The 22,490-nt window shown below is 68.1% G+C and carries 25 protein-coding genes and 1 tRNA gene; 13 read left to right on the top strand and 13 right to left on the bottom strand.

Going from position 1 to position 22,490, the window contains the following annotated elements; genetic code table 11:
• Positions 1 to 197: 197 nt before the first annotated feature.
• Positions 198 to 686 carry an Hpt domain-containing protein gene (locus EIK80_RS13025; protein ID WP_125157438.1) on the top strand — a complete coding sequence of 163 codons (489 nt, stop codon included), beginning with the start codon at positions 198 to 200 and terminating at the stop codon, positions 684 to 686.
• A 57-nt stretch (positions 687 to 743) separates the two neighbouring features.
• On the opposite strand, the gene EIK80_RS13020 is transcribed toward EIK80_RS13025, so the two are convergent.
• Genes EIK80_RS13020 through EIK80_RS13010 form a run of 3 tightly spaced genes read right to left on the bottom strand, consistent with a single transcriptional unit; the run spans position 744 to position 3,416 of the window.
• Positions 744 to 2,150 carry a D-arabinono-1,4-lactone oxidase gene (locus tag EIK80_RS13020; RefSeq protein WP_125157437.1) on the bottom strand — a complete coding sequence of 469 codons (1,407 nt, stop codon included), beginning with the start codon at positions 2,148 to 2,150 and terminating at the stop codon, positions 744 to 746.
• 13 nt (positions 2,151 to 2,163) lie between these two features.
• The gene (locus EIK80_RS13015) at positions 2,164 to 2,523 is read right to left on the bottom strand and encodes a cytochrome c5 family protein (protein WP_125157436.1); all 360 of its coding nucleotides are present in this window, start codon (positions 2,521 to 2,523) and stop codon (positions 2,164 to 2,166) included.
• Positions 2,523 to 3,416 carry a bifunctional methylenetetrahydrofolate dehydrogenase/methenyltetrahydrofolate cyclohydrolase gene (locus tag EIK80_RS13010; protein WP_125157435.1) on the bottom strand — a complete coding sequence of 298 codons (894 nt, stop codon included), beginning with the start codon at positions 3,414 to 3,416 and terminating at the stop codon, positions 2,523 to 2,525. Before EIK80_RS13010 ends, EIK80_RS13015 begins: the two co-directional genes overlap by 1 nt.
• Positions 3,417 to 3,512: 96 nt before the next feature.
• Here EIK80_RS13010 and EIK80_RS13005 point away from each other — a divergent pair, with 96 nt between their 5' ends.
• From EIK80_RS13005 to arfB, 4 genes are all read left to right on the top strand, one after another.
• The gene (locus tag EIK80_RS13005; RefSeq protein WP_125157434.1) at positions 3,513 to 5,036 is read left to right on the top strand and encodes an aldehyde dehydrogenase family protein; all 1,524 of its coding nucleotides are present in this window, start codon (positions 3,513 to 3,515) and stop codon (positions 5,034 to 5,036) included.
• A gap of 61 nt (positions 5,037 to 5,097) precedes the next feature.
• Positions 5,098 to 5,172: transfer RNA gene (locus EIK80_RS13000), tRNA-Thr, on the top strand.
• 38 nt (positions 5,173 to 5,210) lie between these two features.
• Entirely contained in the window at positions 5,211 to 5,672 is a 462-nt protein-coding gene (locus EIK80_RS12995) for a YaiI/YqxD family protein (RefSeq protein ID WP_125157433.1), read from the top strand.
• 13 nt (positions 5,673 to 5,685) lie between these two features.
• The gene (arfB, locus tag EIK80_RS12990) at positions 5,686 to 6,108 is read left to right on the top strand and encodes an alternative ribosome rescue aminoacyl-tRNA hydrolase ArfB (protein WP_125157432.1); all 423 of its coding nucleotides are present in this window, start codon (positions 5,686 to 5,688) and stop codon (positions 6,106 to 6,108) included.
• Here the strand turns inward: arfB and EIK80_RS12985 are convergent.
• The 3 genes from EIK80_RS12985 to EIK80_RS12975 form a co-directional block, all read right to left on the bottom strand.
• Entirely contained in the window at positions 6,105 to 6,632 is a 528-nt protein-coding gene (locus EIK80_RS12985) for a MarR family winged helix-turn-helix transcriptional regulator (RefSeq protein ID WP_125157431.1), read from the bottom strand. The genes arfB and EIK80_RS12985 overlap by 4 nt on opposite strands.
• A gap of 136 nt (positions 6,633 to 6,768) precedes the next feature.
• Positions 6,769 to 6,981: a hypothetical protein gene (locus EIK80_RS12980; protein WP_125157430.1), complete on the bottom strand. Its 213-nt coding sequence runs from the start codon at positions 6,979 to 6,981 to the stop codon at positions 6,769 to 6,771.
• Positions 6,982 to 7,046: 65 nt separating this feature from the next.
• Positions 7,047 to 7,544, bottom strand: coding sequence for a GcrA family cell cycle regulator (locus EIK80_RS12975; protein WP_125157429.1), 498 nt, complete (start codon positions 7,542 to 7,544; stop codon positions 7,047 to 7,049).
• Positions 7,545 to 7,823: 279 nt separating this feature from the next.
• Between EIK80_RS12975 and EIK80_RS12970 the strand changes: the two genes are divergently transcribed.
• The 3 genes from EIK80_RS12970 to EIK80_RS12960 are packed head-to-tail and all read left to right on the top strand — an operon-like array spanning position 7,824 to position 9,105.
• A complete protein-coding gene (locus EIK80_RS12970; protein ID WP_125157428.1) occupies positions 7,824 to 8,333 on the top strand; it encodes a cytochrome c family protein in 510 nt (169 codons plus the stop codon).
• Between the two features lie 32 nt (positions 8,334 to 8,365).
• Complete coding sequence (locus EIK80_RS12965; protein ID WP_158624677.1) at positions 8,366 to 8,719, top strand: nuclear transport factor 2 family protein; 354 nt, start codon at positions 8,366 to 8,368, stop codon at positions 8,717 to 8,719.
• Positions 8,716 to 9,105 carry a nuclear transport factor 2 family protein gene (locus EIK80_RS12960; RefSeq protein WP_125157426.1) on the top strand — a complete coding sequence of 130 codons (390 nt, stop codon included), beginning with the start codon at positions 8,716 to 8,718 and terminating at the stop codon, positions 9,103 to 9,105. The genes EIK80_RS12965 and EIK80_RS12960 overlap by 4 nt, the downstream gene beginning before the upstream one ends.
• Here the strand turns inward: EIK80_RS12960 and EIK80_RS12955 are convergent.
• The 5 genes from EIK80_RS12955 to EIK80_RS12935 all read right to left on the bottom strand — a co-directional run bounded on the left by EIK80_RS12955 (position 9,102) and on the right by EIK80_RS12935 (position 17,417).
• The gene (locus tag EIK80_RS12955; RefSeq protein ID WP_125157425.1) at positions 9,102 to 11,465 is read right to left on the bottom strand and encodes a transketolase; all 2,364 of its coding nucleotides are present in this window, start codon (positions 11,463 to 11,465) and stop codon (positions 9,102 to 9,104) included. The two genes, EIK80_RS12960 and EIK80_RS12955, sit on opposite strands and share 4 nt — an antisense overlap.
• Positions 11,466 to 11,479: 14 nt before the next feature.
• Entirely contained in the window at positions 11,480 to 14,623 is a 3,144-nt protein-coding gene (locus EIK80_RS12950; RefSeq protein ID WP_125157424.1) for an efflux RND transporter permease subunit, read from the bottom strand.
• The gene (locus tag EIK80_RS12945) at positions 14,623 to 15,738 is read right to left on the bottom strand and encodes an efflux RND transporter periplasmic adaptor subunit (protein WP_148099116.1); all 1,116 of its coding nucleotides are present in this window, start codon (positions 15,736 to 15,738) and stop codon (positions 14,623 to 14,625) included. Before EIK80_RS12945 ends, EIK80_RS12950 begins: the two co-directional genes overlap by 1 nt.
• Before the next feature lie 114 nt (positions 15,739 to 15,852).
• Positions 15,853 to 16,542, bottom strand: a complete 690-nt coding sequence (locus EIK80_RS12940) for a hypothetical protein (RefSeq protein ID WP_125157897.1) — start codon at positions 16,540 to 16,542, stop codon at positions 15,853 to 15,855.
• A gap of 98 nt (positions 16,543 to 16,640) precedes the next feature.
• On the bottom strand, positions 16,641 to 17,417 hold the full coding sequence (locus EIK80_RS12935) for a class II aldolase/adducin family protein (protein ID WP_125157423.1): 777 nt from the start codon (positions 17,415 to 17,417) through the stop codon (positions 16,641 to 16,643).
• Between the two features lie 147 nt (positions 17,418 to 17,564).
• On the opposite strand from EIK80_RS12935, the gene EIK80_RS12930 reads away from it, so the two are divergent.
• The 5 genes from EIK80_RS12930 to EIK80_RS12910 all read left to right on the top strand — a co-directional run bounded on the left by EIK80_RS12930 (position 17,565) and on the right by EIK80_RS12910 (position 20,884).
• A complete protein-coding gene (locus tag EIK80_RS12930) occupies positions 17,565 to 18,236 on the top strand; it encodes a DUF969 domain-containing protein (protein ID WP_125157422.1) in 672 nt (223 codons plus the stop codon).
• Positions 18,233 to 19,189 carry a DUF979 domain-containing protein gene (locus tag EIK80_RS12925; protein ID WP_125157421.1) on the top strand — a complete coding sequence of 319 codons (957 nt, stop codon included), beginning with the start codon at positions 18,233 to 18,235 and terminating at the stop codon, positions 19,187 to 19,189. The genes EIK80_RS12930 and EIK80_RS12925 overlap by 4 nt, the downstream gene beginning before the upstream one ends.
• Positions 19,186 to 20,184, top strand: coding sequence for a DUF2891 domain-containing protein (locus tag EIK80_RS12920; protein ID WP_125157420.1), 999 nt, complete (start codon positions 19,186 to 19,188; stop codon positions 20,182 to 20,184). The genes EIK80_RS12925 and EIK80_RS12920 overlap by 4 nt, the downstream gene beginning before the upstream one ends.
• Before the next feature lie 161 nt (positions 20,185 to 20,345).
• The gene (locus tag EIK80_RS12915) at positions 20,346 to 20,540 is read left to right on the top strand and encodes a hypothetical protein (protein ID WP_125157419.1); all 195 of its coding nucleotides are present in this window, start codon (positions 20,346 to 20,348) and stop codon (positions 20,538 to 20,540) included.
• 227 nt (positions 20,541 to 20,767) lie between these two features.
• Positions 20,768 to 20,884: a hypothetical protein gene (locus tag EIK80_RS12910; protein ID WP_125157418.1), complete on the top strand. Its 117-nt coding sequence runs from the start codon at positions 20,768 to 20,770 to the stop codon at positions 20,882 to 20,884.
• A gap of 69 nt (positions 20,885 to 20,953) precedes the next feature.
• Here the strand turns inward: EIK80_RS12910 and smpB are convergent, their stop codons facing one another.
• A complete protein-coding gene (smpB, locus tag EIK80_RS12905) occupies positions 20,954 to 21,412 on the bottom strand; it encodes an SsrA-binding protein SmpB (RefSeq protein ID WP_125157417.1) in 459 nt (152 codons plus the stop codon).
• Complete coding sequence (gene dapA / locus EIK80_RS12900; RefSeq protein WP_125157416.1) at positions 21,412 to 22,296, bottom strand: 4-hydroxy-tetrahydrodipicolinate synthase; 885 nt, start codon at positions 22,294 to 22,296, stop codon at positions 21,412 to 21,414. Before dapA ends, smpB begins: the two co-directional genes overlap by 1 nt.
• Positions 22,297 to 22,490 lie beyond the last annotated feature (194 nt).

Genomic DNA, 22,490 nt, shown 5'->3' with positions numbered 1-22,490 from the left:
GAAAGCGGATGCCGGTTTCGGCGCCCGCCACGCTCCAACTCTAGAGATTGAGCCTGTTCATCCATTTCTGATGTTCATCAGAAAATGGACAGGCTCAAGGGCGTGAGACGTTGGGTCGCAGAAAGTTTCGTCTCATCCAATATTAACGCCTGCTATGTTAGTGGATACCCAACTATCCGCCGCCGGGAGAGGCGCCCGTGACGAATAAGACCGCTGAAGTGATCCAGGTGCCGAACATGCTCAAGCTCAAGGTGGGCGGTCGGGGCGGCATCGACATGGCCGCCATCGCCAAGGCCGAGGCGGCTCTGAAGAGCCTGTCCGGCAACTTCGCCCAATGGCTGAACGACGAGATCGTCAAGCTGGAGGCCGCCCGCCAGGGCGTCCGCACCGAGGGCCTCAACGCCCAGACGGTCGAGACCCTCTATCTGCGCGCTCATGACCTGAAAGGCCTGGGCGCCACCTACGAATTCCCGCTGATCACCCGCCTGGCCGCGTCGCTCTGCAAGCTGATCGACGATCCGGACACCCGCCTGTCGGCGCCGATGTTCCTGGTCGACGCCCATATCGACGCGATCAAGGCCTGCGTGCGCGATGACATCAAGGTCGACACCCACCCGGTCGGCAAGGCCCTGGTGACCGAGCTGGAAGCCCGCGTGGCCGAATATCTCGGGACCGCCGCGGCTTAAGCCCCGTCCGTTTCGGACCCCTGCCCGAAACGGCGAACAGCCCCGCCAGACCAAGACCTAGCTAAGGCCGAACAGGCCCTTGAGATACGGATTGAGCATCCGGCCGTCCGGGTCCAGCTCCCGCCTGACCGCCAGGAAGTCCTTCCAGCGCGGATAGATCGCCTCCAGCTGGCCGCCGTTCAGCGTGTGCAGCTTGCCCCAGTGCGGTCGGCCGTCGTAGCGGCGGAAGATCGGTTCGATCAGCTCGTACAGGAACGTGAAGTCGTCGCGGTAATAGGCGTGCACGGCCACCGAGCCGCGCGCCCCGCCCTGGAACGGCGACAGCCAGGCGTCGTCCGGCGCGATACGACGCGCCTCGATCGGGAAGAAGACGTCCGGACGCTCCTTCTCGATGGTGCGAACCACCTCTTCGAGCGCCTTCAGCTGGTGCTCCACGGGCAGGTGGAACTCCATCTCGTTGAAGCGCACCGGCCGTTCGGTCGACAGCAGCTTCCAGCCCTCGTCGACGGCGGTCTCCGGCTTGGCGGTCGACAGCAGCGCGTGGGCGGCGGCCTTGCGCAGCGGTGTGGCGAAGCCCAGCAGGTTGCGCAGTCCCCGCAGCGCCTGAAGGAACTCGGTGTCCTGGTCCGGACCGCGCGGCAGGGCCGGATCGTCGGTCTCGTCATGGCTGATATTGGCCGCCAGGCCCGTGAACGGTACGGCGTAGAACTCGAAATTGCGGTGCTGGGCCCAGCGCGCCTCGGCCTTGGCGAGCGCATCCTCCAGAGGCTCCAGCCAGACGCGGCGACGCAGGCGGCGGTTGGCGCTGGTCTTGATCCGCACCTGAGTGATGACGCCCAGCGCCCCCAGCGAGACGCGGGCGGCCTGGAACACCTCGGGGTTCCGGGTCGCATCGGCCTCGATGACCTCGCCGGAAGGCGTGACCAGCCGCAGCCCCGTGACGCTGCCGTGCATGGCCTGGATGCCGGCGCCCGTGCCGTGGGTGGCGGTGCTCAGCGCCCCGCCCAGCGACTGCTTGTTGATGTCGGGCAGGTTGGGCAGCGCCCGCCCCTTCTCGGCCAGCATGGGCCCCAGGGCGCCCAGCCGCGTGCCGGCGCGGACGATCGCCTCGTCGCCTTCCCAGCCGATCACGCCCGACAGCGAATCCAGCGAGATCAGCGTGCCGTTGGTCGGGGCCAGGGCGGTGAACGAGTGGCCCGCGCCGACGGGCCGGATCGGCGCCTGGGCGACCTTCAGCGCCGTGGCCAGCTCGCCCTCGTCCTTGGGAGCCAGGCGGGCGGCGGGATAGGCGTGCTGCAGGCCCGACCAATTGCGCCACAGCAGCTTGCCCTGGGCGTCGACCGAGGGCGGCGACGGCGGCTCGGGCTTGTCTCCGGTGGCGACCTTGTAAGCGGCGACACCGCCGCCGGCGACCACCGCCACGCCCGTTCCACCCGCGATCAGGGCTCCGCGCCTCGAGATCATGGCTTCCCCGCCTCTATTTCGCGGAGTCTTCACGCCCCGCCATGAATCGTATGAGGGCCTGGAAATCGGCCGGGGTGCAAGTCGCGCACTGCCCCGTCGCCGGCATGGCGTTGTAGCCCTGGACGGCGTGGTCCAGCAGCGTCGCCTCGCCCTGCTTCCAGCGGACATCCCAGGCGGCGCGGTCGTGGACCAGCGGCGCGCCCGTGCCGGGGACGGCGTGGCAGGCGTGGCAAGACGTCTCGTACAGGCTCGACAGGCGCGCGTCGGCCGGGCGCAGGGCCAGGGCCTGCTCCGGCGGCGGCGGCGGCGGGGTCCTGGCGCCGCAAGCCGCCAAGGTCAGGCCCAGCGCGGCCAGCAGCGCCAGGCGGCGCATCAGGCGATCCCCGACAGGCGCTTGGCCGCCGTCACGGTGTTGGCCAGCAGGCAGGCGATGGTCATGGGCCCCACGCCCCCGGGAACCGGCGTGATCGCGCCGGCGACCGCGCGCACTTCGTCGAAGGCGACGTCGCCGACAAGCCGGGTCTTGCCCGCCGCAGCGGCTTCCGGATCGCGGGCCGGATAGCGGGTGATGCCGACGTCGATCACGGTAGCACCCGGCTTGATCCAGTCGGCCTTGACCATCTCGGCCCGGCCGACGGCGGCGACCACGATGTCGGCCTGGCGGACGATGCCCGGCAGGTCCTTGGAGCGCGAGTGAGCGATGGTCACCGTGCAGTCGGCGGCGAGCAGCATCTGGGCCATCGGCTTGCCCATCAGGTTCGAGCGGCCGATGACCACGGCGTTCTTGCCGGTCAGATCACCGACCACGTCCTTCAGCAGCATCATGCAGCCCAGCGGCGTGCAGGGCGTCAGGGCCGGCAGGCCGCTGGCCAGGCGGCCGGCGTTGGTCACGGTCAGGCCGTCGACATCCTTGTCCGGCGACAGGGCCGCCACGACGTCCATCTGGCTGATGTGGTCCGGCACCGGGAACTGGACCAGCACGCCGTGGATCTTCGGGTCGGCGTTCAGCCTGGCGACCACGGCCAGCAGGTCGTCCTGGCTGACCTCGGCCGGCAGGCGGACGGTCTCGGAATGCATGCCCGCCGCCAGGGTCTGTTCGCCCTTGTTGCGGACATAGACCTGGCTGGCCGGGTCCTCGCCGACCAGCACCACGGCAAGGCCCGGGGTGATCCCGTGCTTGGCCTTCAACTCGGCGACCTCCACGGCGATCTTCGCCCGCAGATCGGCCGCGAACGCCTTGCCGTCGATGAGTTTGCCCTGCGCCATGGTGCTTCTCCTGCCTGGCCCGTCCCTAAACGCTGGAGGCGAGACTCGCAACGCCAAGGGCTTGACCAAGGTTCGGCCGCGGCGTGTGCTCCGGCCATGACCCAGTCTTTTCCAACTCCCGCCGCCCACGCCCGCGAACTGCTGGCCAAGCTGGGCGTTCCCGCGCTTCCCGCCGACGCCGGCCACCCCGTGCGTAGCCCGATCGACGGCCAGGTCATGACCCATGTGGCGTTCGACGACGCCCGCGAGATCGGGAGCAAGGTCTCGGCCGCCTGCCACGCCTTCGCCGCCTGGCGCGTCGTCCCGGCCCCGCGCCGCGGCGAACTGGTGCGGTTGCTGGGCGAGGAACTGCGCGCCGCCAAGGCGGACCTGGCCGCCCTGGTCACGCTGGAAGCCGGCAAGATCGCCTCCGAGGCGGCCGGCGAGGTTCAGGAGATGATCGACATCTGCGACTTCGCCGTCGGCCTGTCGCGCCAGCTGCACGGCCTGACGATCGCCTCCGAACGTCCCGGCCACGCCATGCGCGAGACCTGGCATCCGCTGGGACCGGTGGCGGTGATCAGCGCCTTCAACTTCCCGGTCGCCGTCTGGGCCTGGAACGCGTGCCTGGCCCTGGTCTGCGGCGATCCGGTGATCTGGAAGCCGTCCGAGAAGACGCCCCTGACGGCCCTCGCGACCCATGCCGTCCTGGAGCGCGCCCTGGCCCGGTTCGAGGATGCGCCGGACGGGCTCTGCGCCGTCGTTCTGGGCGGCCGTGACGCCGGCGAGCGCCTGGCCCGCGACCCGCGCATCGCCCTGGTCAGCGCCACCGGCTCGACCCGCATGGGCCGCGCCGTGGCGCCGATGGTCGCCGAACGCTTCGGCCGCTCGATCCTGGAGCTGGGCGGCAACAACGCCATGATCGTCACGCCCTCGGCGGATCTGTCGCTGGCCCTGCGCGCCATCGTTTTCTCGGCGGCGGGCACGGCGGGCCAGCGCTGCACCTCCCTGCGCCGGCTGATCGTCCACGAAAGCCTGGTCGACAAGGTCGCCGACGCGGTCGAGACCGCCTTCCAGCGCCTGCCGGTCGGCGACCCGCGCCAGCCCGCGACACTGCTCGGCCCGCTGATCGACAAGGCCGCCTACGACGCCTTCGTCGAGGCCATGAACCAGGTCCGCGCCGAGGGCGGGAGCGTCGCCGGCGGCGAGCGCCTGCTGATCGACGAGCTTCCGGACGCCTACTATGTCCGCCCTGCGCTGGCCCGCCTGCCGGCCGCGACCGCCTGCATGCAGCGCGAGACCTTCGCACCGCTGCTGCACGTCGCGCCCTATGCGGATTTCGAGGAAGCCATCGCGATCCAGAACGACGTCCCCCAGGGGCTCTCGTCCTGCGTCATGACCAACGACGTCCGCGAGGCCGAGGGCTTCCTGTCGGCCGCGGGCAGCGACTGCGGCATCGCCAACGTCAATATCGGCCCCTCGGGCGCCGAGATCGGCGGCGCGTTCGGCGGTGAGAAGGAGACCGGCGGCGGCCGCGAAAGCGGCTCTGACAGCTGGAAGCAGTACATGCGCCGACAAACGGCGACGGTGAACTATTCCGGCGCCCTGCCGCTGGCCCAGGGGGTGCGGTTCGATCTGTAGCACGCCCTTGCCGTCCGCGCGCGCAGACGGCATAAGCCCTGACCTCGGGTCACGGACCCACGCCGGATTAGCACAGCGGTAGTGCAGCGGTTTTGTAAACCGAAGGTCGCGGGTTCGATCCCTGCATCCGGCACCACTCTTCTCTAGGTCCCCTTTCCGGTAGGCTTCAGGTCGATGACCGCCCTCCTCTTCATCGACGCCGACGCCTGCCCCGTGAAGGACGAGGCCTACAAGGTCGCCGCCCGCCACGGCTTCAAGACCTTCGTGGTGTCCAACAGCTGGATCCGCGTGCCGATGACGCCGGTGATCGAGCAGATCGTGGTCGACGCCGGTCCCGACGTCGCCGACGACTGGATCGCCGAGCGCTGCGGTCCCGGCGACGTGGTGGTGACCAACGACATCCCGCTGGCCGACCGCGTGCTGAAGGCCGGCGGCGCGGCCGTGGCCCCGAACGGCCGGGTGTTCTCGGCCGACATGATCGGCTCGGCCCTGGCCTCGCGCTCGATCGGCGAGCACCTGCGCTCGATGGGCGAGGTCACCAAGGGTCCCGCCGCCTTCGCCAACGCTGACCGCTCGCGGTTCCTCCAGGCGCTGGATCAGCTGGTGGTCAAGGCCAAGAAGGCGGCGCCCCAATGATCCAGCGGCCGCGATGATCGAGATCACGTCCTGGCTGCGGATCGACGAGGACGAGCTGGTCTGGAGGGCTGCCCGCGCCTCCGGTCCGGGCGGCCAGCACGTCAACAAGACCAGCACGGCGATCGAGCTGCGGTTCGACGTCAGGAACTCCCCGTCCCTGCCCGAGGACGTCAAGGCGCGGCTGGAGACCCTGGCCGGCAGCCGCCTGACCCAGGACGGGGTGCTGATCCTGTTCTCGCAGGGCTCGCGCTCGCAGGAGATGAACCGCCAGGACGCCCAGGAGCGCCTCGTCGACCTGATCCGCCGCGCCACCGAGAAGCCCAAGCCCCGCAAGGCGACCAAGCCGACCTATTCCAGCAAGCTCAAGCGGCTGGACGGCAAGGCCAAGCGCGGGACGGTGAAGTCGGGCCGCGGACGGGTGAAGTTCGACGACTAAGCCGTTTCCGGCGGAGCTGGGGTGCTGAACGCGATCACGTCCTGCTTCCAGTCCGGCTCGACGATCAGGCCCGACAGCATCTTCTGCAGGTAGCGGGTCATGGCCGCCTGCTCTTCCGTGGTCAGATTGGCGCAGATGTCGCGGTTCAGCGGACGGATCTCGGCGCGGATTTTCTCGAGCAGCGTGCGACCCGTGTCGGTCAGGCAGATGACCACGATGCGGCGGTCGGCGGACGAAGCCTTGCGCTCCACCAGGCCGTCGGCGATCAGGCCGTCTATAGAACGCGTCAGGGTCGTGCGGTCGGTGGCCGCCAGCTTGGCCAGCCGGGTCATGGAGAGATTACCGAACCGGCGCAGCGAGATCATCGCCACCCACTTGGCGAACGTCAGGCCGTGCCGGGCCAGGAGATCGGTCGCCATGGCGCGGCGATGCTGTTCGGTCTGATAGAGAAGATAGCTCAGATAGCTCGGCAACGGCAGTGCGTGGTCCTGAACCACGTCGGCGCGCTCATCCCCCTCGTACATCTTCGTTTTCCGCCCCACAAAACGGCGCTCTGTGTCTCACAAGGTTAACGGCCACGCAATCCGCGGCCCCATGGGGCAAACGAAAAACCCCGCGAATGGCTTCGCGGGGTCATCTCTTTCAATTTAGACGGGAATTTCACGCCGCGGCGGCGCGATTTCGGCTCACGCCGCGCGTCAGCCAATCGTCGGGATAGGTCTCACGGACGGTGATCGACTTGAACTGGGTGACCGGGATGCTGGCGTGGTCGCCGGGGTTGAGATCGCGCGAGACCGAGTGGCCGGCGAACTCCTCGATGATGGTGATCACTTGGCTGCTGCCGGCGGCGTTCTCGATGAGGACCATGTTCATGGGGTTCTGCTCGGCGATCTCGAGGGAGAAAGAAAAGTCGACGGAAAAAAGGGACCAGACCTGCCCTACACCTGGCTAGGCCGCACGCGCTCCTTGAGACCCTTGAGGGCCCAGGCCTCGACGGCTTGCCCGCCGCCCAGGCGGCGGAAGGCGCCGGCGTTGTGCTGTTCGCAATAGGAGCCTCGGGCGGTCAGCTTGGGACGGCCGCAGAAGCCGAAGTCGTCGCCTTCCGGATTGCCGATCGGCCAGCGGCACGAGTGGGCGCCCAGCTCCAGGATGCCCGAGGTCGGCAGCAGGTCTTCCTCGGTGCGTTCGAAGCGCGGGGCGATGTGGGGGGCGGCCGTGGTCTCGCGGGTCGGGCGACGGACCGCGATCCGCGACGGGGACCGGACGGTCGTCCGCGGACGGACGGGCGTTTCGCGGACGGTGATACCCAGGCGATGCACCTTGCCGATCACCGCGCTGCGGCTGACGCCGCCCAGCTGGCGCGCCACCTGGCTCGCGCTGAGGCCCTCAAGCCAGAGCTTCTTCAGTGTCGCGGTGCGTTCTTCGCTCCAGTCCATGATCTTGTTCCCAGCCCAGCCCGGAGCCAGCCCGCTCCGTGAGGAAATTGGTAGATTTTATGGTTAACGCACGTCAAACGTTTATGTGCAGACCCACGGTTTGCGATTTCACTTTTCCCAAAAAGAATCACGTAGATACCGACAATTGTCGCAGGGGCGTGCTCAAGCTGGCCTTAAGGAACATTGTTCCGTGACAGAGCCACGGCCCTGATTTTATAAGGGTTTGGAATGCGTCGCGCCGTCGCAGGACCTGCGGCGAAACGTCAGTCGGGGATTATCATGCGCATCGAGAAACTGGCCGCTATCGCGGCGCTCTGCATCGCCGTTGCGGCCTGCTCGAAGGACGGCGGCAGTTCCGCCGAGGCGCCGGCCTCGGCGCCCGCGGACGCTCCGGCCGCCGCCGCGCCGCCGACCGACGCGGCCAAGGCCGCGGCTCTGGCCGCCCTCCCCGCGCCCTACAACACCGGCGACCTGTCGAATGGCCAGAGCAAGTTCGCCTTCTGCCGATCCTGCCACACCGCCACCGAGGGCGGCCCGGACCTGACCGGCCCCAACCTTTATGGCGTGTTCGGCCGCAAGGCCGGCTCCAAGCCCGGCTACACCTATTCGGAAGCGGTCAAGAACGCCGGCTTCATCTGGGACGCCGAGCACCTGGACAAATGGCTGACCGACCCGCGCGGCTTCATGCCGGGCACCAAGATGACCTTCGCGGGCCTGCACGACCCCAAGGACCGCATCGACCTGATCGCCTATCTGAAGGTCGAGACGGGCTACAAGCCCGCGCCATAGCGATGCGCCCGGCCCCGCCAGAGGTGGAGGCGTTGATCCAGCGCCTCTACGACGCCAACGGAAGGCGCGACTTCGAGGCCTTCCGCGCCTTGGTCTCGCCTCGGCTGGAGTGGCCGGACGTGACGCGCGGCGGATGGCTGACAAGCCCCGAGCAGGTGCGCGACTATTGGGCCTACAACGACGCCGCGATCCGCGTGGAGATCACCCCGGTCGAGGTGAGCGTCGCCGACGACGGCCGCATCGTGGTCGACGCCAACCAGGTGATCTGGAACCGCACCGGCCAGCTATGGTCGGACCTCTGTGTGCGGCATTGTTACACGCTTCGCGACGGCCTGATCCGGCGCATGGATATCGTTCCCAAAGGGGACACGGATCCAGGTCCATGACGCCGGACGAAAATGGCGTCGCCAAGCCGCACGCGCTTGAAGCGACGCTGAACGAGGCTTTCGAGGCCTTCAACGCGCGCGACCTGTCACGCCTGCGCCCGCTGTTCCACGACGACATCGTCTGGCCCGACACGCTGGACAACGACGAGAAGCCGCTCGTCGGCAAGGAAGCCGTCCTCGGCCACTTCGCCCGCATGTTCGCGACCATCCTGGCGAACGTCCAGCTTATCCGGATCCTCGACGAAACCCCGAACAGCCTGGCGGTCGAGGCTCAGTACTCGGTGGAAAGTCCCGACGGGCGCATCTGGACCGACACGCGCGCGGCCCTGACCTATCACTTCAAGGACGGGCTGCTCAGCGGGATGACGATCGTCGCCGGATTCTAGATCAGCAGGTCCGCGCAGGCGTCGAGGATGGCCTCGGCGTCCAGGCGGTACTTGCTGTAGAGATCCGGCAGGTCGCCGGACTGGCCGAAGGTTTCCAGGCCCAGGGCGCGCACGCGCTGCCCGCGCACCGAGCCCAGCCAGGACAGGGCCAGCGGCGCGCCGTCGGTCAGGGTGACCAGGCCGGCGTCGCGATCCAGCGGCGCCAGCAGGGTCTCGATGGTCGACGTCCGGCGCCGCTCCCCCGTCCAGCGGGCGCGGCCCGAGGCGGTCCAGTCGCGGTGCAGCACATCCGCCGAGGTCACGGCCAGCAAGCCAGCTTCCGGCACGTCGTCGGCCAAGGCCTCGAAGGCCGCCAGGGCCTCGGGCGCCAGGGCGCCGCTATAGACCAGGGCCAGGCGCGCGCCGGGCGCCGGCATTTTCAGCCAATAGGCTCCGTCGACCACGCCCTGGCGCCAGGCGTCGTCCGTCCGCTCGGGCTGGGCGATGGCGCGGGTCGACAGACGCAGATAGGTCGACGCGCCGTCCTTGGCCTGGATGCGGTCGAAGGCGTGAGCCATTAGCACCGCCGTCTCGTCGGCGAAGGCTGGCTCGTAGGTGTCGAGACCTGGCTGGGCCATGCCGATGACCGGGGCGTTAATCGACTGGTGCGCCCCGCCCTCGGGCGCGAGCGTCAGGCCCGAGGGCGTGGCGACTAACAGGAACCGGGCGTCCTGGTAGCAGGCGTAGTTCAGGGCATCGAGGCCGCGGGCGATGAAGGGGTCGTAAAGCGTCCCGACCGGGAACAGACGCTCGCCGAACAGCGGGCCGGTCAGGCCCAGCGCCGCCAGGGCGATGAACAGGTTGTTCTCGGCGATGCCCAGCTCGACGTGCTGACCGGTCTCAGCCTTGGACCAAACCTGGGCCGAAGGAATGCGGCGGCGCTTGAAGACATCCTCGTGGGCGCGGCGCTGGAACACGCCCCGGCGGTTCACGAAGCCGCCGAGATTGGTCGACACCGTCACGTCCGGCGAGGTGGTGACGACGTGTCCGGCGAACTCGTCCTTGCGGGCGGCGATCTCGAACATCACCTTGCCGAAGGCGGCCTGGGTCGACTGCTCGCCATCGGTCTTGCCCCCGGTCACGGCCGCGAGGAGGTCGTCGGCGCTTGGAGTCGGGATGATCGGCGCGACGTGGTTGCGCCCGACCTCGGCGGCGAACGGGGCGCGGGCGACCAGGCCCTTCAGCGCCGTGCGCTCGGCGGCCGAGAGACCCGACAGCGCGTCCCACTCCTCGCCCTCGACGACGCCGAGGCGCTCACGAAGCTCGGCGATCTGGGCCGGGGTCATCAGGCCGGCGTGGTTGTCCTTGTGACCCTGGAACGGCAGGCGCAGGCCCTTGACCGTATAGGCGATGAAGAAGCGTGGCCGGTCGTCCAGCCCGGCCTTCTCGAAGGCCTCCAGCAGGGTCTCCAGGCAGTGACCGCCCAGCTCGGTCATCAGCTCGGCCAGATCGACATCCTTGTAGCCGGCGATCAGGGCCAGGGCATCGGGGCTGTCGGCCAGGTCGGCGTTCAGCCGTTCGCGCCAGGCCGCGCCGCCCTGGTAGGTCAGGGCCGAGAACAGGTCGTTGGGCGCGGTCTCGATCCACGCGCGCAGTCTTTCCCCGCCCGGCTTGGCGAAGGCCTCGCGCTGGCGCCTGGACCATTTCAGCGTCTCGACCGTCCAGCCGGCGGCCTCGAAGATCTCGCCATAGCGGGTGAACATCCGGTCCTGGGTGGTCGCGTCCAGGCTCTGGCGATTGTAGTCGACGATCCACCAGGTGTTGCGGATGTCGTGCTTGCAGGCCTCGATCAGGGCCTCGTAGATATTGCCCTCGTCCAGCTCGGCGTCGCCCAGCAGCGAGATCATCCGCCCCATCTTCTCCGGCTTCACCGAGCCGCGCGCGGCCAGATAGTCCTGGGCCAGCGAGGCGAAGGCGGTCATGGCCACGCCCAGGCCGACCGAACCCGTCGAGAAGTCGACGTTGTCCACGTCCTTGGTGCGCGAGGGGTAGGACTGAGCCCCGCCCAGCGCCCGGAAGCGCTTCAGATTGTCCAGGCTCTGGCGGCCGAACAGGTGCTGGATAGCGTGGAAGACCGGACTGGCGTGCGGCTTGACCGCCACGCGGTCCTGCGGTCGCAGCGCCTTCATGTAGAGGGCGGTCATGATGGTGGCCAACGAAGCGCTGGACGCCTGGTGGCCGCCGACCTTCAGGCCGTCGCGGCTTTCGCGGATGTGGTTGGCGTTGTGGATGGTCCACGCCGCCAACCAGAGAATCCGTTCCTCGAGACGGCGCAGCAGAGCGATTTCCTGCCGCTTCGCCGTCAGAGAGCCGTCAGCCATGCTTCCTCACCGGTTTATGCCGGTGAGGTTTGCCCCTCACCGCTCTTTTCCCGGGCTTCATACTCTTCGATCTGCCGGGCCGTCCACTCCGGCGACTTCGTGAAGCGCGCCAGAAGGTCATAGAAAACCGGGACGATGAACAGCGTCAGCATGGTCGCGAAGATCGAGCCGGTGAAGATCACCGCACCGATCGTCTTGCGACTGCCCGCGCCGGCGCCCGCCCACAGCATCAGCGGCAGGGCGCCCATGGCCGCCGAGATCGAGGTCATGATGATCGGACGCAGGCGCAGGGCCGCCGCCTCGATCACCGCCTCCCGCACGGTCAGGCCCTCGTCGCGCAGCTGGTTGGCGAACTCGACGATCAGGATGCCGTTCTTGGTGGCGATGCCGATCAGGATGATCAGACCGATCTGGCTGTAGGTGTTGATGGTCGAGCCCATGACCAGCAGGCCGAACAGGCCGCCCAGCGCCGCCAGCGGCACGGTCAGCATGATCACCGCCGGGTGGATCCAGCTCTCGAACTGCGCCGCCAGCACCAGGAACACCAGCAGCAGAGCCAAGCCGAAAGCGACGGCGATGCCGCCCGAGCCTTCCAGATAGTCCTTGGCCTGGCCGCCCCACTTGATGCTGATCCCGGGCGTCGGGCGCTGGTCGGCCTCCTCCCGCAGGAAGCGCACGGCGTCCTCGACGGTGTAGCCGGGATTCAGCTGGGTGGTCAGGGTGACGGAGCGCAGCCGGTCGACGCGCGGACGGTCCGGGGTATCGCCACGCAGCTGCGTGGTCACCACGGTCGACAGCGGCACCAGCGCGCCGGAATTGGTGCGCACCTGCAGCTGGTTCAGGTCCGCGACGCTGCGACGCTGATCGAGATTGGTCTGCAGGATGACGTCGTATTCCTGGCCGTTCTTGATGTAGGTGGTGGCCTTGCGCGAGCCGAACATGGTCTCCAGCGCCCGGCCGATCGACTGGGCCGAGACGCCCAGCGTGGCGGCCTTGTCCTGGTCGATCTGCACCGACAGGCGCGGCGAGGTCGGCTCGTAGTCAAGGCGCGGACGCGCGAAGCCTGGATTGCCCTGCGCGTCGGCCAGGATCGGCTTCAGCCACTCGGCCAGCTGGACATAGTCGTTGCCGACGGCGATCAGGTCGACATTGGTGCCGCCGCCCCCGCCACCGCCGCCCCCACGCTGGAAGGGACCGCGCACGCTGGCGATGGCCCGCACGCTGGTCACCTTCGAGAGGTCCTTGTTCAGCTCGGCCGCCACCTGGTCGGCGGTCTTCTGGCGCTCGCCCCAGGGCTTCATGACAATGACGCTGCTGCCGCTGTTGAACGAGGTGCCGCCAAAACGGGGGACGGTCAGCAGCACGCGCTCGGCCACGCCTTCGCGCCGATATCTGTCGACGATCTTCTCGACGTTCAGACCGATCCCCACCGTATAGTCGTAGCCCGCGCCTTCCGGTCCATTGATGGCCACATCGACCCGGCCGCGGTCTTCCGGCGGCACCAGTTCCTTGGGCAGGCTGACGAACAGCAGACCCGCGAAGCCCGCCAGGACGAGCACCATCACGCCGGCGATCGCCGCCGACCAACCGCCCAGTATGCTTTCCAGCGAGGCGCGGTACGAGTTCTTCAGGGCGTCCATGGCCCGGTCGACGCGCTTGGCCAGCCACCCTTCGCCGTGCGCCGGCTTCAGCAGCTTGGAGGCCATCATCGGCGAGAGCGTCAGAGCCAAGAGGGCCGAGAAGGCGACGGCGGCGGCGATGGCCACGGCCAGCTCGACGAACAGGCGGCCGATATAGCCGGGCAGGAACATCAACGGCGCGAACACCGAGATCAGCACGATGGTCGTGGCCACGACCGCGAAGAACACCTGGCGGGTGCCGCGCTCGGCGGCGACCAGGGCGGGCTCGCCCTCGTCCACCCGACGCTGGATGTTCTCGACCACGACGATGGCGTCGTCGACGACCAGGCCGACGGCCAGCACCAGGGCCAACAGGGTCAGCAGGTTCAGCGAGAAGCCCAGCGGCGCCAGCACGATGAAGGTCGACAGGATGCAGATCGGCGCGACGACCGAGGGGATCAGCGCCGAACGCCAGCTGCCCAGGAAGATCAGGTTGACCAGCACGACCAAGCTGATCGACAGGGCCATGGTGATCCACACTTCGTGGATGGCCTCGGCCGTGAACACCGAGTTGTCCACCGCCACGACCATCTTGGTGCCGGGCGGCAGGCTTTCGTTGATCGTGGCGACCTCCTTGCGGACGGCCTCGGAAATGGCGACGTCGTTGGCCTGGGATTGACGGGTCAGGCCGATGCCGACCTGGTCCACGCCGTTGCCGCGGAACAGGCGTCGGCGCTCGTCCGCGCCCTCCTCGATGCGGGCCACGTCGCCCAGGCGCAGCACGAAGCCGGATGCGTCGGCGGGCCGCAACGGCAGGCGGGCGAAGTCCTCGGGCTTGGCGTAGCTGCGGGCCACGCGGATCGTGAAGTCCTTGGACGCGCTCTCCAGCGAGCCGGCGGGCAGCTCCAGGTTCTGGGCGTTCAGGGCGTTCTCGACGTCGTCCACCGACACGCCGCGGGCGGCCATCTGGTTGGCGTCCAGCCAGATCCGCATGGCGTAGATCTTGGCCCCGAACAGGTTGGCCTGGGCCACCCCGTCGATGGTCGACATCCGCTCGACCAGATAGCGGTCGGCATAGTCGGCCAGCTGAAGCGGATCCAGCGTGGTCGAGGTCAGGTTCAGGATGATGATCGGCGAGGCGTCGGCGTTGGCCTTGGCGATCTGCGGCGGGTCGGCCTGGTCGGGCAGGTTGGCGGTCACCCGGCTGACGGCGTCGCGCACGTCGTTGGCGGCCGCGTCGAGGTCGCGGTCGAGGTTGAACGTGATGGTGATCTGCGAGCGGCCGTCGCGGCTGCTGGAGTTCACGCGATCGATGCCCTGGATGCCGGCCACCTGGCGCTCGATCACCTGAGTGATGCGCTCCTCGATGACTTCGGCCGAAGCGCCGCGATAGGTGGTCGAGACCGACACGACGGGCGGATCGACGCTGGGCAGCTCGCGGATCGGCAGCGAGGTATAGGCCGCCAGGCCGATGACGCAGAGGATGATCGCCGCGACGGCGGCGAATACGGGACGACGGACGGAAAGGTCGGACAGCATCAGCCGGCCTTGCGGTCGGCGCCGCCCTTTTCGCCCTTTTTGCCACCCTGGCCGCCGCCGATCGGGGCGCCGTCCTGGATGCGATTGAGGCCGTCGGCGACGATCTTGTCACCCGTCTTCAGGCCCGCGCGGATCTCGATGAAGCCGCCCTCGCTGATGCCGGTGTCGACCTCGGTGCGGCGGGCGATCATGCCCTTCGGGCCCTTGGCGATGCGGTAGACCGAGGCCTGTGTCCCTTCGAACTGCACGGCCGCCTCCGGCACGGCCACGCCGTCGCGCACGCCCTGGTCGATGGAGACCTTGACCAGCATGCCAGGCTTCAGGCGAGCGCCAGCGTTCGGAAACTCGGCGCGGGCCTTGATGGCGCGGGTAGCGGGATCGATGCGGGTGTCGATCTGGGCGATCTTGCCCTGGAAGGTCTCGCCCGGCAGGGCGTCGGGACGCGCGGCGATCGGCAGGCCGACGCGCAGGGTCCGCAGGTAGCGGTCCGGAACCGAGAAATCGACACGAATGACCGAGGCGTCGTCCAGGCTGACGATCGGCGTGCCGGCGGCGATCAGCATGCCCGGCGCGACGTCCGAGATGCCGACGCGACCCGAGAACGGCGCGCGCAGCACGCGGTCCAGCTTCTGGGCCTGGGCGGTGCCGACCGAAGCCCTGGCGACGTCGAGCGCCGACAGGTACTGCTCGGCCGTGGCGCGCGGGGCGATGCCCTTGTCGGCCAGGGTCTTCCAGCGGGTGTAGTCACGCTCGGCCTGGGCCAGGCGAGCCCTGGCTTCCGAAACGCCGGCGTCTTCCTGGTCGGCCTTCAGCTCGACCAGCACCTGGCCCTTGCGCACCGTCTCGCCGTCCGAAAAATGCACGGCGGTGATCAGTTCTGGCGTGTTGGAGGTGATCGTCACCGACTGCCGCCCCTTGGCCACGCCCAGCACCTCGATACGATCGGTGAACGGACGCTCGCCAACCACCATCTGCGAGACGCTGGTGGCACGACCGCCCGCGCCGCCGGCCTGACTGGCGTCCTTGGCGCCGAAGGCCAGCTTCAGCCCCCCGACCACAAGCATCAGGACGACGGCGATCAGGGCCGCCACGAGGAAGAAATGCCTACGGATCAAGAAACGGCTCCAGCACGCCGGGAGGAGTCGGCGAAATTCGGCGAAGATATGACCGCAGCCTAAAGCGGCGTCCAGTGACAGCCGGATGACCGACTGTTGCAATCCTGAAACAACCTATAGCTTCCGCCACACGGCGAGGACGAGCCCGCGATCCCGGGAGGTCTCGCGCCCTAGGGGCGTGTCACGCCAGCCGGCCTGAATACTCCAGTCCCCGAACGCGCGGACGACGGACAGCTCGCTCTTCACCCAGCGTGAACGGACCGGATTGCGATCGGCCTGACCGGCATAGGTCTGGGCCAGGATCAGCCAGTTTTTCGCGGGCCTGACGCCTAGCGTGGCGTCGATGCGCGTTTCGTCGGCAAGGCCCTGGCGCCGCAGCCGCGCGGCCTCCAGGTCGACGAACACTTCCCTGCCCTTCCAAGCGGCCGAACGGCCGTAGAGCACCCGCGCTTCCAGATCCAGACTGCCCTGCCCAGGCGCGGCGTAGCCGGCGTTGCGTCCCGCCCCCGCCTCGCCCGCGCCCACATAGAGGGCCAGGGACGAACGGTCGTCGCGATGGGCCGCCCAGCGCAGACCCAGCTCGATCGGTCCGCGTCCGGAGTAGCCCGCCCACCGGTCATGGCCCCGCGTGACGCCGGCCTTGGCCTGCAGGGTCAGGCGCGGCGTCAGGCCGTGCTCGACGAACACCGACAAGCTCTCGTCGCGGCGAGGGTCGATGTCGACGAGAACAGCGTCCGGGCCGTAACCTTGCTTGGCGTCGGACCGCTCGTACTTGGTGATCGCCTGGGTGCGGCCGGGCGCCATCGGCCAAGCCCCCGCCCGCGTGACGCTGGCCGTCAGGCACGAAAAAGCCGCCGCGATCGCCAGGACCACGGCGGCTCTCGTGAATACGGAATAAGCGCCTAGTCCGCGTAGCCGGGCAGCTCGCGGTCCAGTTTTCGCAGACAACCCGGCCAGGCCAGGCCGCCGATCATGCCCATGCCCATGCCGGTCTGCTTGCGGACCTCCGCCTGGGCCGCTTCGGGCGCCAGAAGGACGTTGTCGCGACCGATCGATAGAGCCATTACCTGCTGCGCGCACGCCCGCTCCAGGAAGAACATCCCCAACCAGCACTCGGCCGCCGAGCTCCCCACCGACAGCGTGCCGTGGTTGCGCAGCATCATCAGCCTCTTGGTCTCGCCCAGATCGGCCACCAGCCGTTCTCGCTCGTCCAAGTTGAGAGCAATGCCTTCATAGTCGTGATAGGCGAGCTGAGGCAAGACGATTAGCGCGTGCTGGCTCAGCGGTAGCAGGCCTTCGGCATGCGCCGACACCGCCACGCCCTGGTCGCTGTGCAGGTGCATGACGAACTGGGCGTCCTCGCGCGCGGCGTGGATGGCCGAGTGGATCGTGAAGCCCGCCGGATTGATGAAGTAGGGCGTCTTGTCGACGACGTTGCCATCCAGGTCGACCTTGACTAGGCACGAGGCGGTCATCTCCCCGAAGAACATGCCATACGGATTGATCAGGAAGTGATGCTCGGGGCCCGGCACCCGGGCGGAGATATGCGTGAAGATCATGTCGTCCCAGCCGTGCAGGGCCACGAGACGATAGAGGGCGGCCAGATCGACGCGCGCTTGCCATTCCGCGTCGCTGACCTTGCCCTTCAAGGATGAAATCGGCAGAGCACCGTCGGCCATCGTGGGCCTCCCATATAGGTTATCATTGTTGAGTTAGAGCGTCGCGCCGGGACGGATGGCCGTCAAGAGCCGCGATCAAACCCTCCTCGCTTGCCAACCGCGCGCCGGCGCCGGACCGTCCCCGCGAACACGGGGGAATCGAGACGGATGCTGACGCTGCTGGGTGTGGCGGTGATCGTGCTGGGCTTCGCCCTGCGCTTCAATCCGCTGATGGTCGTCGTCGTCGCCGCCCTGACCTCGGGGCTGGCGGCCGGTCTCGCGCCGTTGGAGGTGCTGGCCGCCTTCGGCAAGGCCTTCAACACCAACCGCTATGTGACGGTCGCCTGGCTGGTGCTGCCGGCTATCGGCCTGCTGGAACGGGCCGGCCTGCAGGAGAAGGCCCGCGCCACCATCCGTTCGATCCGCGCCGCCAGCGCCGGGCGGATCCTGCTGGTCTACCTGATCCTGCGCCAGCTGAGCGCGGCCCTGGGCCTGGTGTCGATCGCCGGCCAGGCCCAGACCGTCCGCCCGCTGCTCGCCCCGATGGCGGAAGCGGCGTCCGAGCCGCTGTCCGATGACCGCCGCGAGAAGGTCAAGGCGATGAGCGCGGCCACGGACAATGTCGGCCTGTTCTTTGGCGAGGACATCTTCCTGGCCATCGGCTCGATCCTGCTGATCGTCGGCTTCCTGGACCAGAGCGGAATCACGGTCGAACCGCTGCACCTGTCGATGTGGGCCATCCCGACGGCGATCGCCGCCTTCTTCATCCATGGCGCGCGGCTGCTGCTGTTCGACCGCGCGCTGTCCAAGGCGCGTTCCGGGCCGGAGGCCGAGCAATGATCGGCCTGCCGCTCGTCTATCTGCTGGCCGGCCTGATGTTCGGCGCCTTCGCCGTGTTCAGCGCCCTCGACCGCGAGAACCGCAAGCGCTTCGGCAACGCCGCCTTCTGGGGTCTCTTCGCGCTGAGCTTCCTGTTCGGCGATTATTTTGGCGATCTGGGCAACGGCGTGCTGGCGTTGGCCCTGGCCCTGATCGCCGGGACCGGCCAGTTGGGCGTCGGCGCGCCGAGGACCACCTCGCCCGCCGAGCGCGAGACCCTGGCGGAGACCTACGGCGCGCGCCTGTTCATCCCCGCCCTGGTCATCCCCGTGCTGGTGCTGGTCGGGACCCTGGTGTTCAAGCGCCTGACGGTGCAGGGCGCGCCGCTGGTCGATCCCAAGCAGGCGACGCTGGTCTCGCTGGCCCTGGCCGCCCTGGTCGCGGCGGTGCTGGCCCAGGTGATGTTCCGCCAGCCGGCCGCCGCGCCGCTGCAGGAAGGTCGCCGGCTGATGGATCTGGTCGGCTGGGCCGCCCTGCTGCCTCAGATGCTGGCGGCCCTGGGCGCGGTCTTCGCGCTCGCCGGCGTCGGCAAGACCATCGGCGAGCTGGCGGTGATGATCACCCCGGTCGACAGCCGCTTCGCCGCCGTCGCCGCCTACTGTCTGGGCATGGCCGTGTTCACGGTGATGATGGGCAACGCCTTCGCCGCCTTCCCCGTCATGACCGGCGGCATCGCCCTGCCCCTGGTCATCGGCCGTTTTGGCGGCGATCCGGCCGTGGTCTGCGCCATCGGCATGCTGTCGGGCTTCTGCGGCACGCTGCTCACCCCGCTGGCCGCCAATTTCAACCTTGTGCCGGCCGCGCTGCTGCAGTTGAAGGACCGCTACGCCGTGATCCGCGCCCAGGCGCCGACCGCGGTCCTGATGCTGGTCGTCAATGTGGTCCTGATGAACGCCCTGGCCTTTCACAAATGAGCCTCGCCCGCTCCACCGCCTCGCGCTTCGCCAAGATCGCCCTGGGCCACCTCACCCGCGAGTACCCGAACAAGCTGGACCACGTGATGGCCGACGCGGGCGACGTCCGCTCGCCGCGAGACCTGCATCCGATCTTCTACGGCAGCTTCGACTGGCACTCCTGCGTGCACGGCTACTGGCTGCTGGCGACCCTGCTGCGCCTGCGCCCGGAGATGCCCGAGGCCGAAACGATCATCACCCTGTTCGACGACGCCTTCACGCCCGAGAAGGTCGGCGTCGAGACCGCCTATCTGGCCCGCCCCGAAAGCCGGGGCTTCGAACGCCCCTATGGCTGGGCCTGGAGCCTGATGCTGCAGGCCGAACTGCTGCGCCACAAGGATCGCCCATGGGCGGCCGCGCATGCGCCATTGGCCGCCGCGTTCCGCCAGCGGTTCGAGAGCTTCCTGCCGATCGCCGACTATCCGGTTCGCGCCGGCACCCATTTCAACACCGCCTTCGCGCTCGTTCTGGCGACCGAATACGCGGTGATGACCGATGACCAGGGCTTCTTCGACCTGCTGCAGAACCGCGCCCTGCTCTGGTACGGCCAGGACGCCGCCTGCCAGGGCTGGGAGCCGTCCGGCGACGACTTCCTTTCGCCCGCCCTGATCGAGGCGGAGGCCATGCGCCGCCTGCTGCCGCGCGAGAGTTTCGACACCTGGTTCCCACGCTTCCTGCCCAACCTGGCCGACAAGCAACCGGTCACGCTGTTCTCGCCGGCCCGGGTCAGTGACCGCAGCGACGGCAAGATCGCCCATCTGGACGGCCTGAACCTGTCGCGCGCCTGGTGCTGGCGGCTGCTCGCCGCGGCCATGCCTGAAGAGGATCCCGCCAAGCCCCTGGCCATCAACGCGGCCCTCAACCACCTGGCGGCGGCCATCCCCCATATCGCCGGCGACTATATGGGCGAGCACTGGCTGGCGACCTTCGCCCTGCTGGCGTTGGAGAACGGCTGAAGTCGGCGAACGCGACGACACAACCAAGGCGATTATCTCACTTGCACGAATGTCCGCATACGGTTTACAATCCTTGACAATGCAAGGAACCGGGTTCGCGGTAAGGATGTTCGCGCGCTCGTGTTCAGGGGGCGCGATTCTAGTCCGAGGAGCTCGTCGTCATGCCCGACGTCGCGCAGTGCCCGCGTATAGAAATCGCCCATGTCTCCGAAGGTTGGGTCGTTACCGAAGACGGTCGCCTAGCCGGCCACTTTGACAACGTCGAAACCGCCTACAAGCAGGCCCTCGCCATATGCGGGGCCCTGTTCGAACGCGGCGTGCGATCACGGGTCTACGAATTGCCGGCGGTAGCCTGAGCGCGCGACGCAACTTGCCGGATCGTGGCCGGATAGCGCCCGGCCTGTCGATCTCTGGCGAGGAACACGGACAGCGATTGTGCGTGGACGGCTAGCTCAAAGCGCGCTGAGGCTCGTTCCGGCGAGTTTTGTGATCCTGGACAATGTTCAAACCCTGTCAGGGGCTATCACCTTGATCGGGGACTGATTTGTCGCGCCTTCGGCGGCGCGGCCCGCGGAGCCATTCAATGGTCCAGACGACACGCAACCACCTGCGGACAGAGGTCAGGATCTTCCTGATTATCAGCGCGAGCGCCTTCGCGCTGGGCCTCGCCATCGGCTTCGCCGCGATGGGCCTGCCCTAGACCTGCCCCCTTTGGATGAAACCACCTAAAGGCGACAAACAGCCCCTATGATCAAACAGTTAGACGCGATCAGTCGCCCCGGTCGCCCTTCATCAGGCGCGCCTTGTCGCGCGCCCAGTCGCGGGCCGCCTCGGTCTCGCGCTTGTCGTGGTTCTTCTTGCCCTTGGCCAGGCCGATCTCCAGCTTGGCCAGGCCCTTGTCGTTCCAGTAGAGCTTCAGCGGAATCATCGTCCGGCCGTCGCGTTGCACGGCGCCGATCAACTTGTCGATCTGCTTGCGATGCAGCAGCAGCTTCCGGTGCCGGCGCGGCTCGTGGTTGAAGCGATTGGCGTGGCCGTAGGGCGGAATATCGGCGTTGATCAGCTTGATCTCACGCCCTTCCACCGAGGCGTAGGACTCGGCGATATTGGCCCGGCCGACGCGCAGCGACTTGACCTCGGTGCCGGTCAGCATGATGCCGGCCTCGAAGGTCTCTTCGATGAAGTAGTCGTACCGGGCGCGCCGGTTTTCCGCGATCGGCTTGGTCATTACCGCAGACCGGCCTCGCGCATGGCCTCCAGGATCGTCGGACGCACGGCTTCGGCGCAGGCGACGATCGGCAGGCGAACGTCCTCGGCGCACAGGCCCAGTTGGGCCAGGGCGAACTTGGTCGGGGCCGGCGAGGAATCCAGGAACAGGGCCTTGTGCAGGCGCACCAGGCGGTCCTGCCAGTAGAGACCCGTCTCCCACTGACCCTGCATGCAGGCGTTCATGAAGGCGGCGCAGGCTTCGGGCGCGACGTTCGAGGTGACCGAGATCACGCCGTGGCCGCCATGGGCCATGTAGCCGAGGGCCGAGGGGTCGTCGCCGGTCAGCAGCACCCAGTCGGGGCCGCACAGCAGACGCTGCATGCTGATGCGGCTCAGGTCGCCAGTGGCGTCCTTGACGCCGACGATATTGGGCAGCTTGGCGAGGCGGGCCAGGGTCTCGTTGGAGATGTCGACGCCAGTGCGGCCCGGCACGTTGTAGACGAAGATCGGCAGTTCCACGGCGTCGTTGATCGCCTTGTAGTGCTGATACATCCCCTCCTGGCTCGGGCGATTGTAGTAGGGCGTGACCACCAGGGCCGCGTCGGCGCCGACGGTCTTGGCGTGAGCGGCCAGCTCGATGGCCTCGTCGGTCGAGTTGCTGCCCGCGCCCGCGATCACCGGCACGCGGCCGGCGGCGGTCTTCACGCACAGTTCGACGACGCGCTTGTGCTCGTCATGCGACAGGGTCGAGGTCTCGCCCGTGGTGCCGACCGGCACCAAGCCGTGCACGCCGCCGGCGATCTGGCGTTCGACCAGCGACACGAACGCTTTTTCGTCCACCTCACCGTCGCGGAACGGCGTGACGAGGGCCGGAATGACGCCCTTGAAGTGAGACTGGACCATGACTTGCAAATTGCCGTGAGGATGGCGCCGCGTGTGTTGCGGCAGGACGATGGGGGCGGACAATATGTCCCTGCCCCATCGTCCCGCAATGGCGCGCCATGCGGTTCGTTGGGAGCAGGTGCGGATTTGAGGGGCGAAGCCTGCGCGGTCAAGCCCTTGGAACCGGACTTTAAACCCTATTGAGGCCTGAATCG

It is taken from the genome of Caulobacter sp. 602-1, from assembly GCF_003931565.1.
In the GTDB taxonomy this organism is placed as follows: Bacteria; Pseudomonadota; Alphaproteobacteria; order Caulobacterales; family Caulobacteraceae; genus Caulobacter.
Note: the sequence above shows the minus strand (reverse complement) of the source record. Positions and strands in the feature narration are given on the sequence as shown.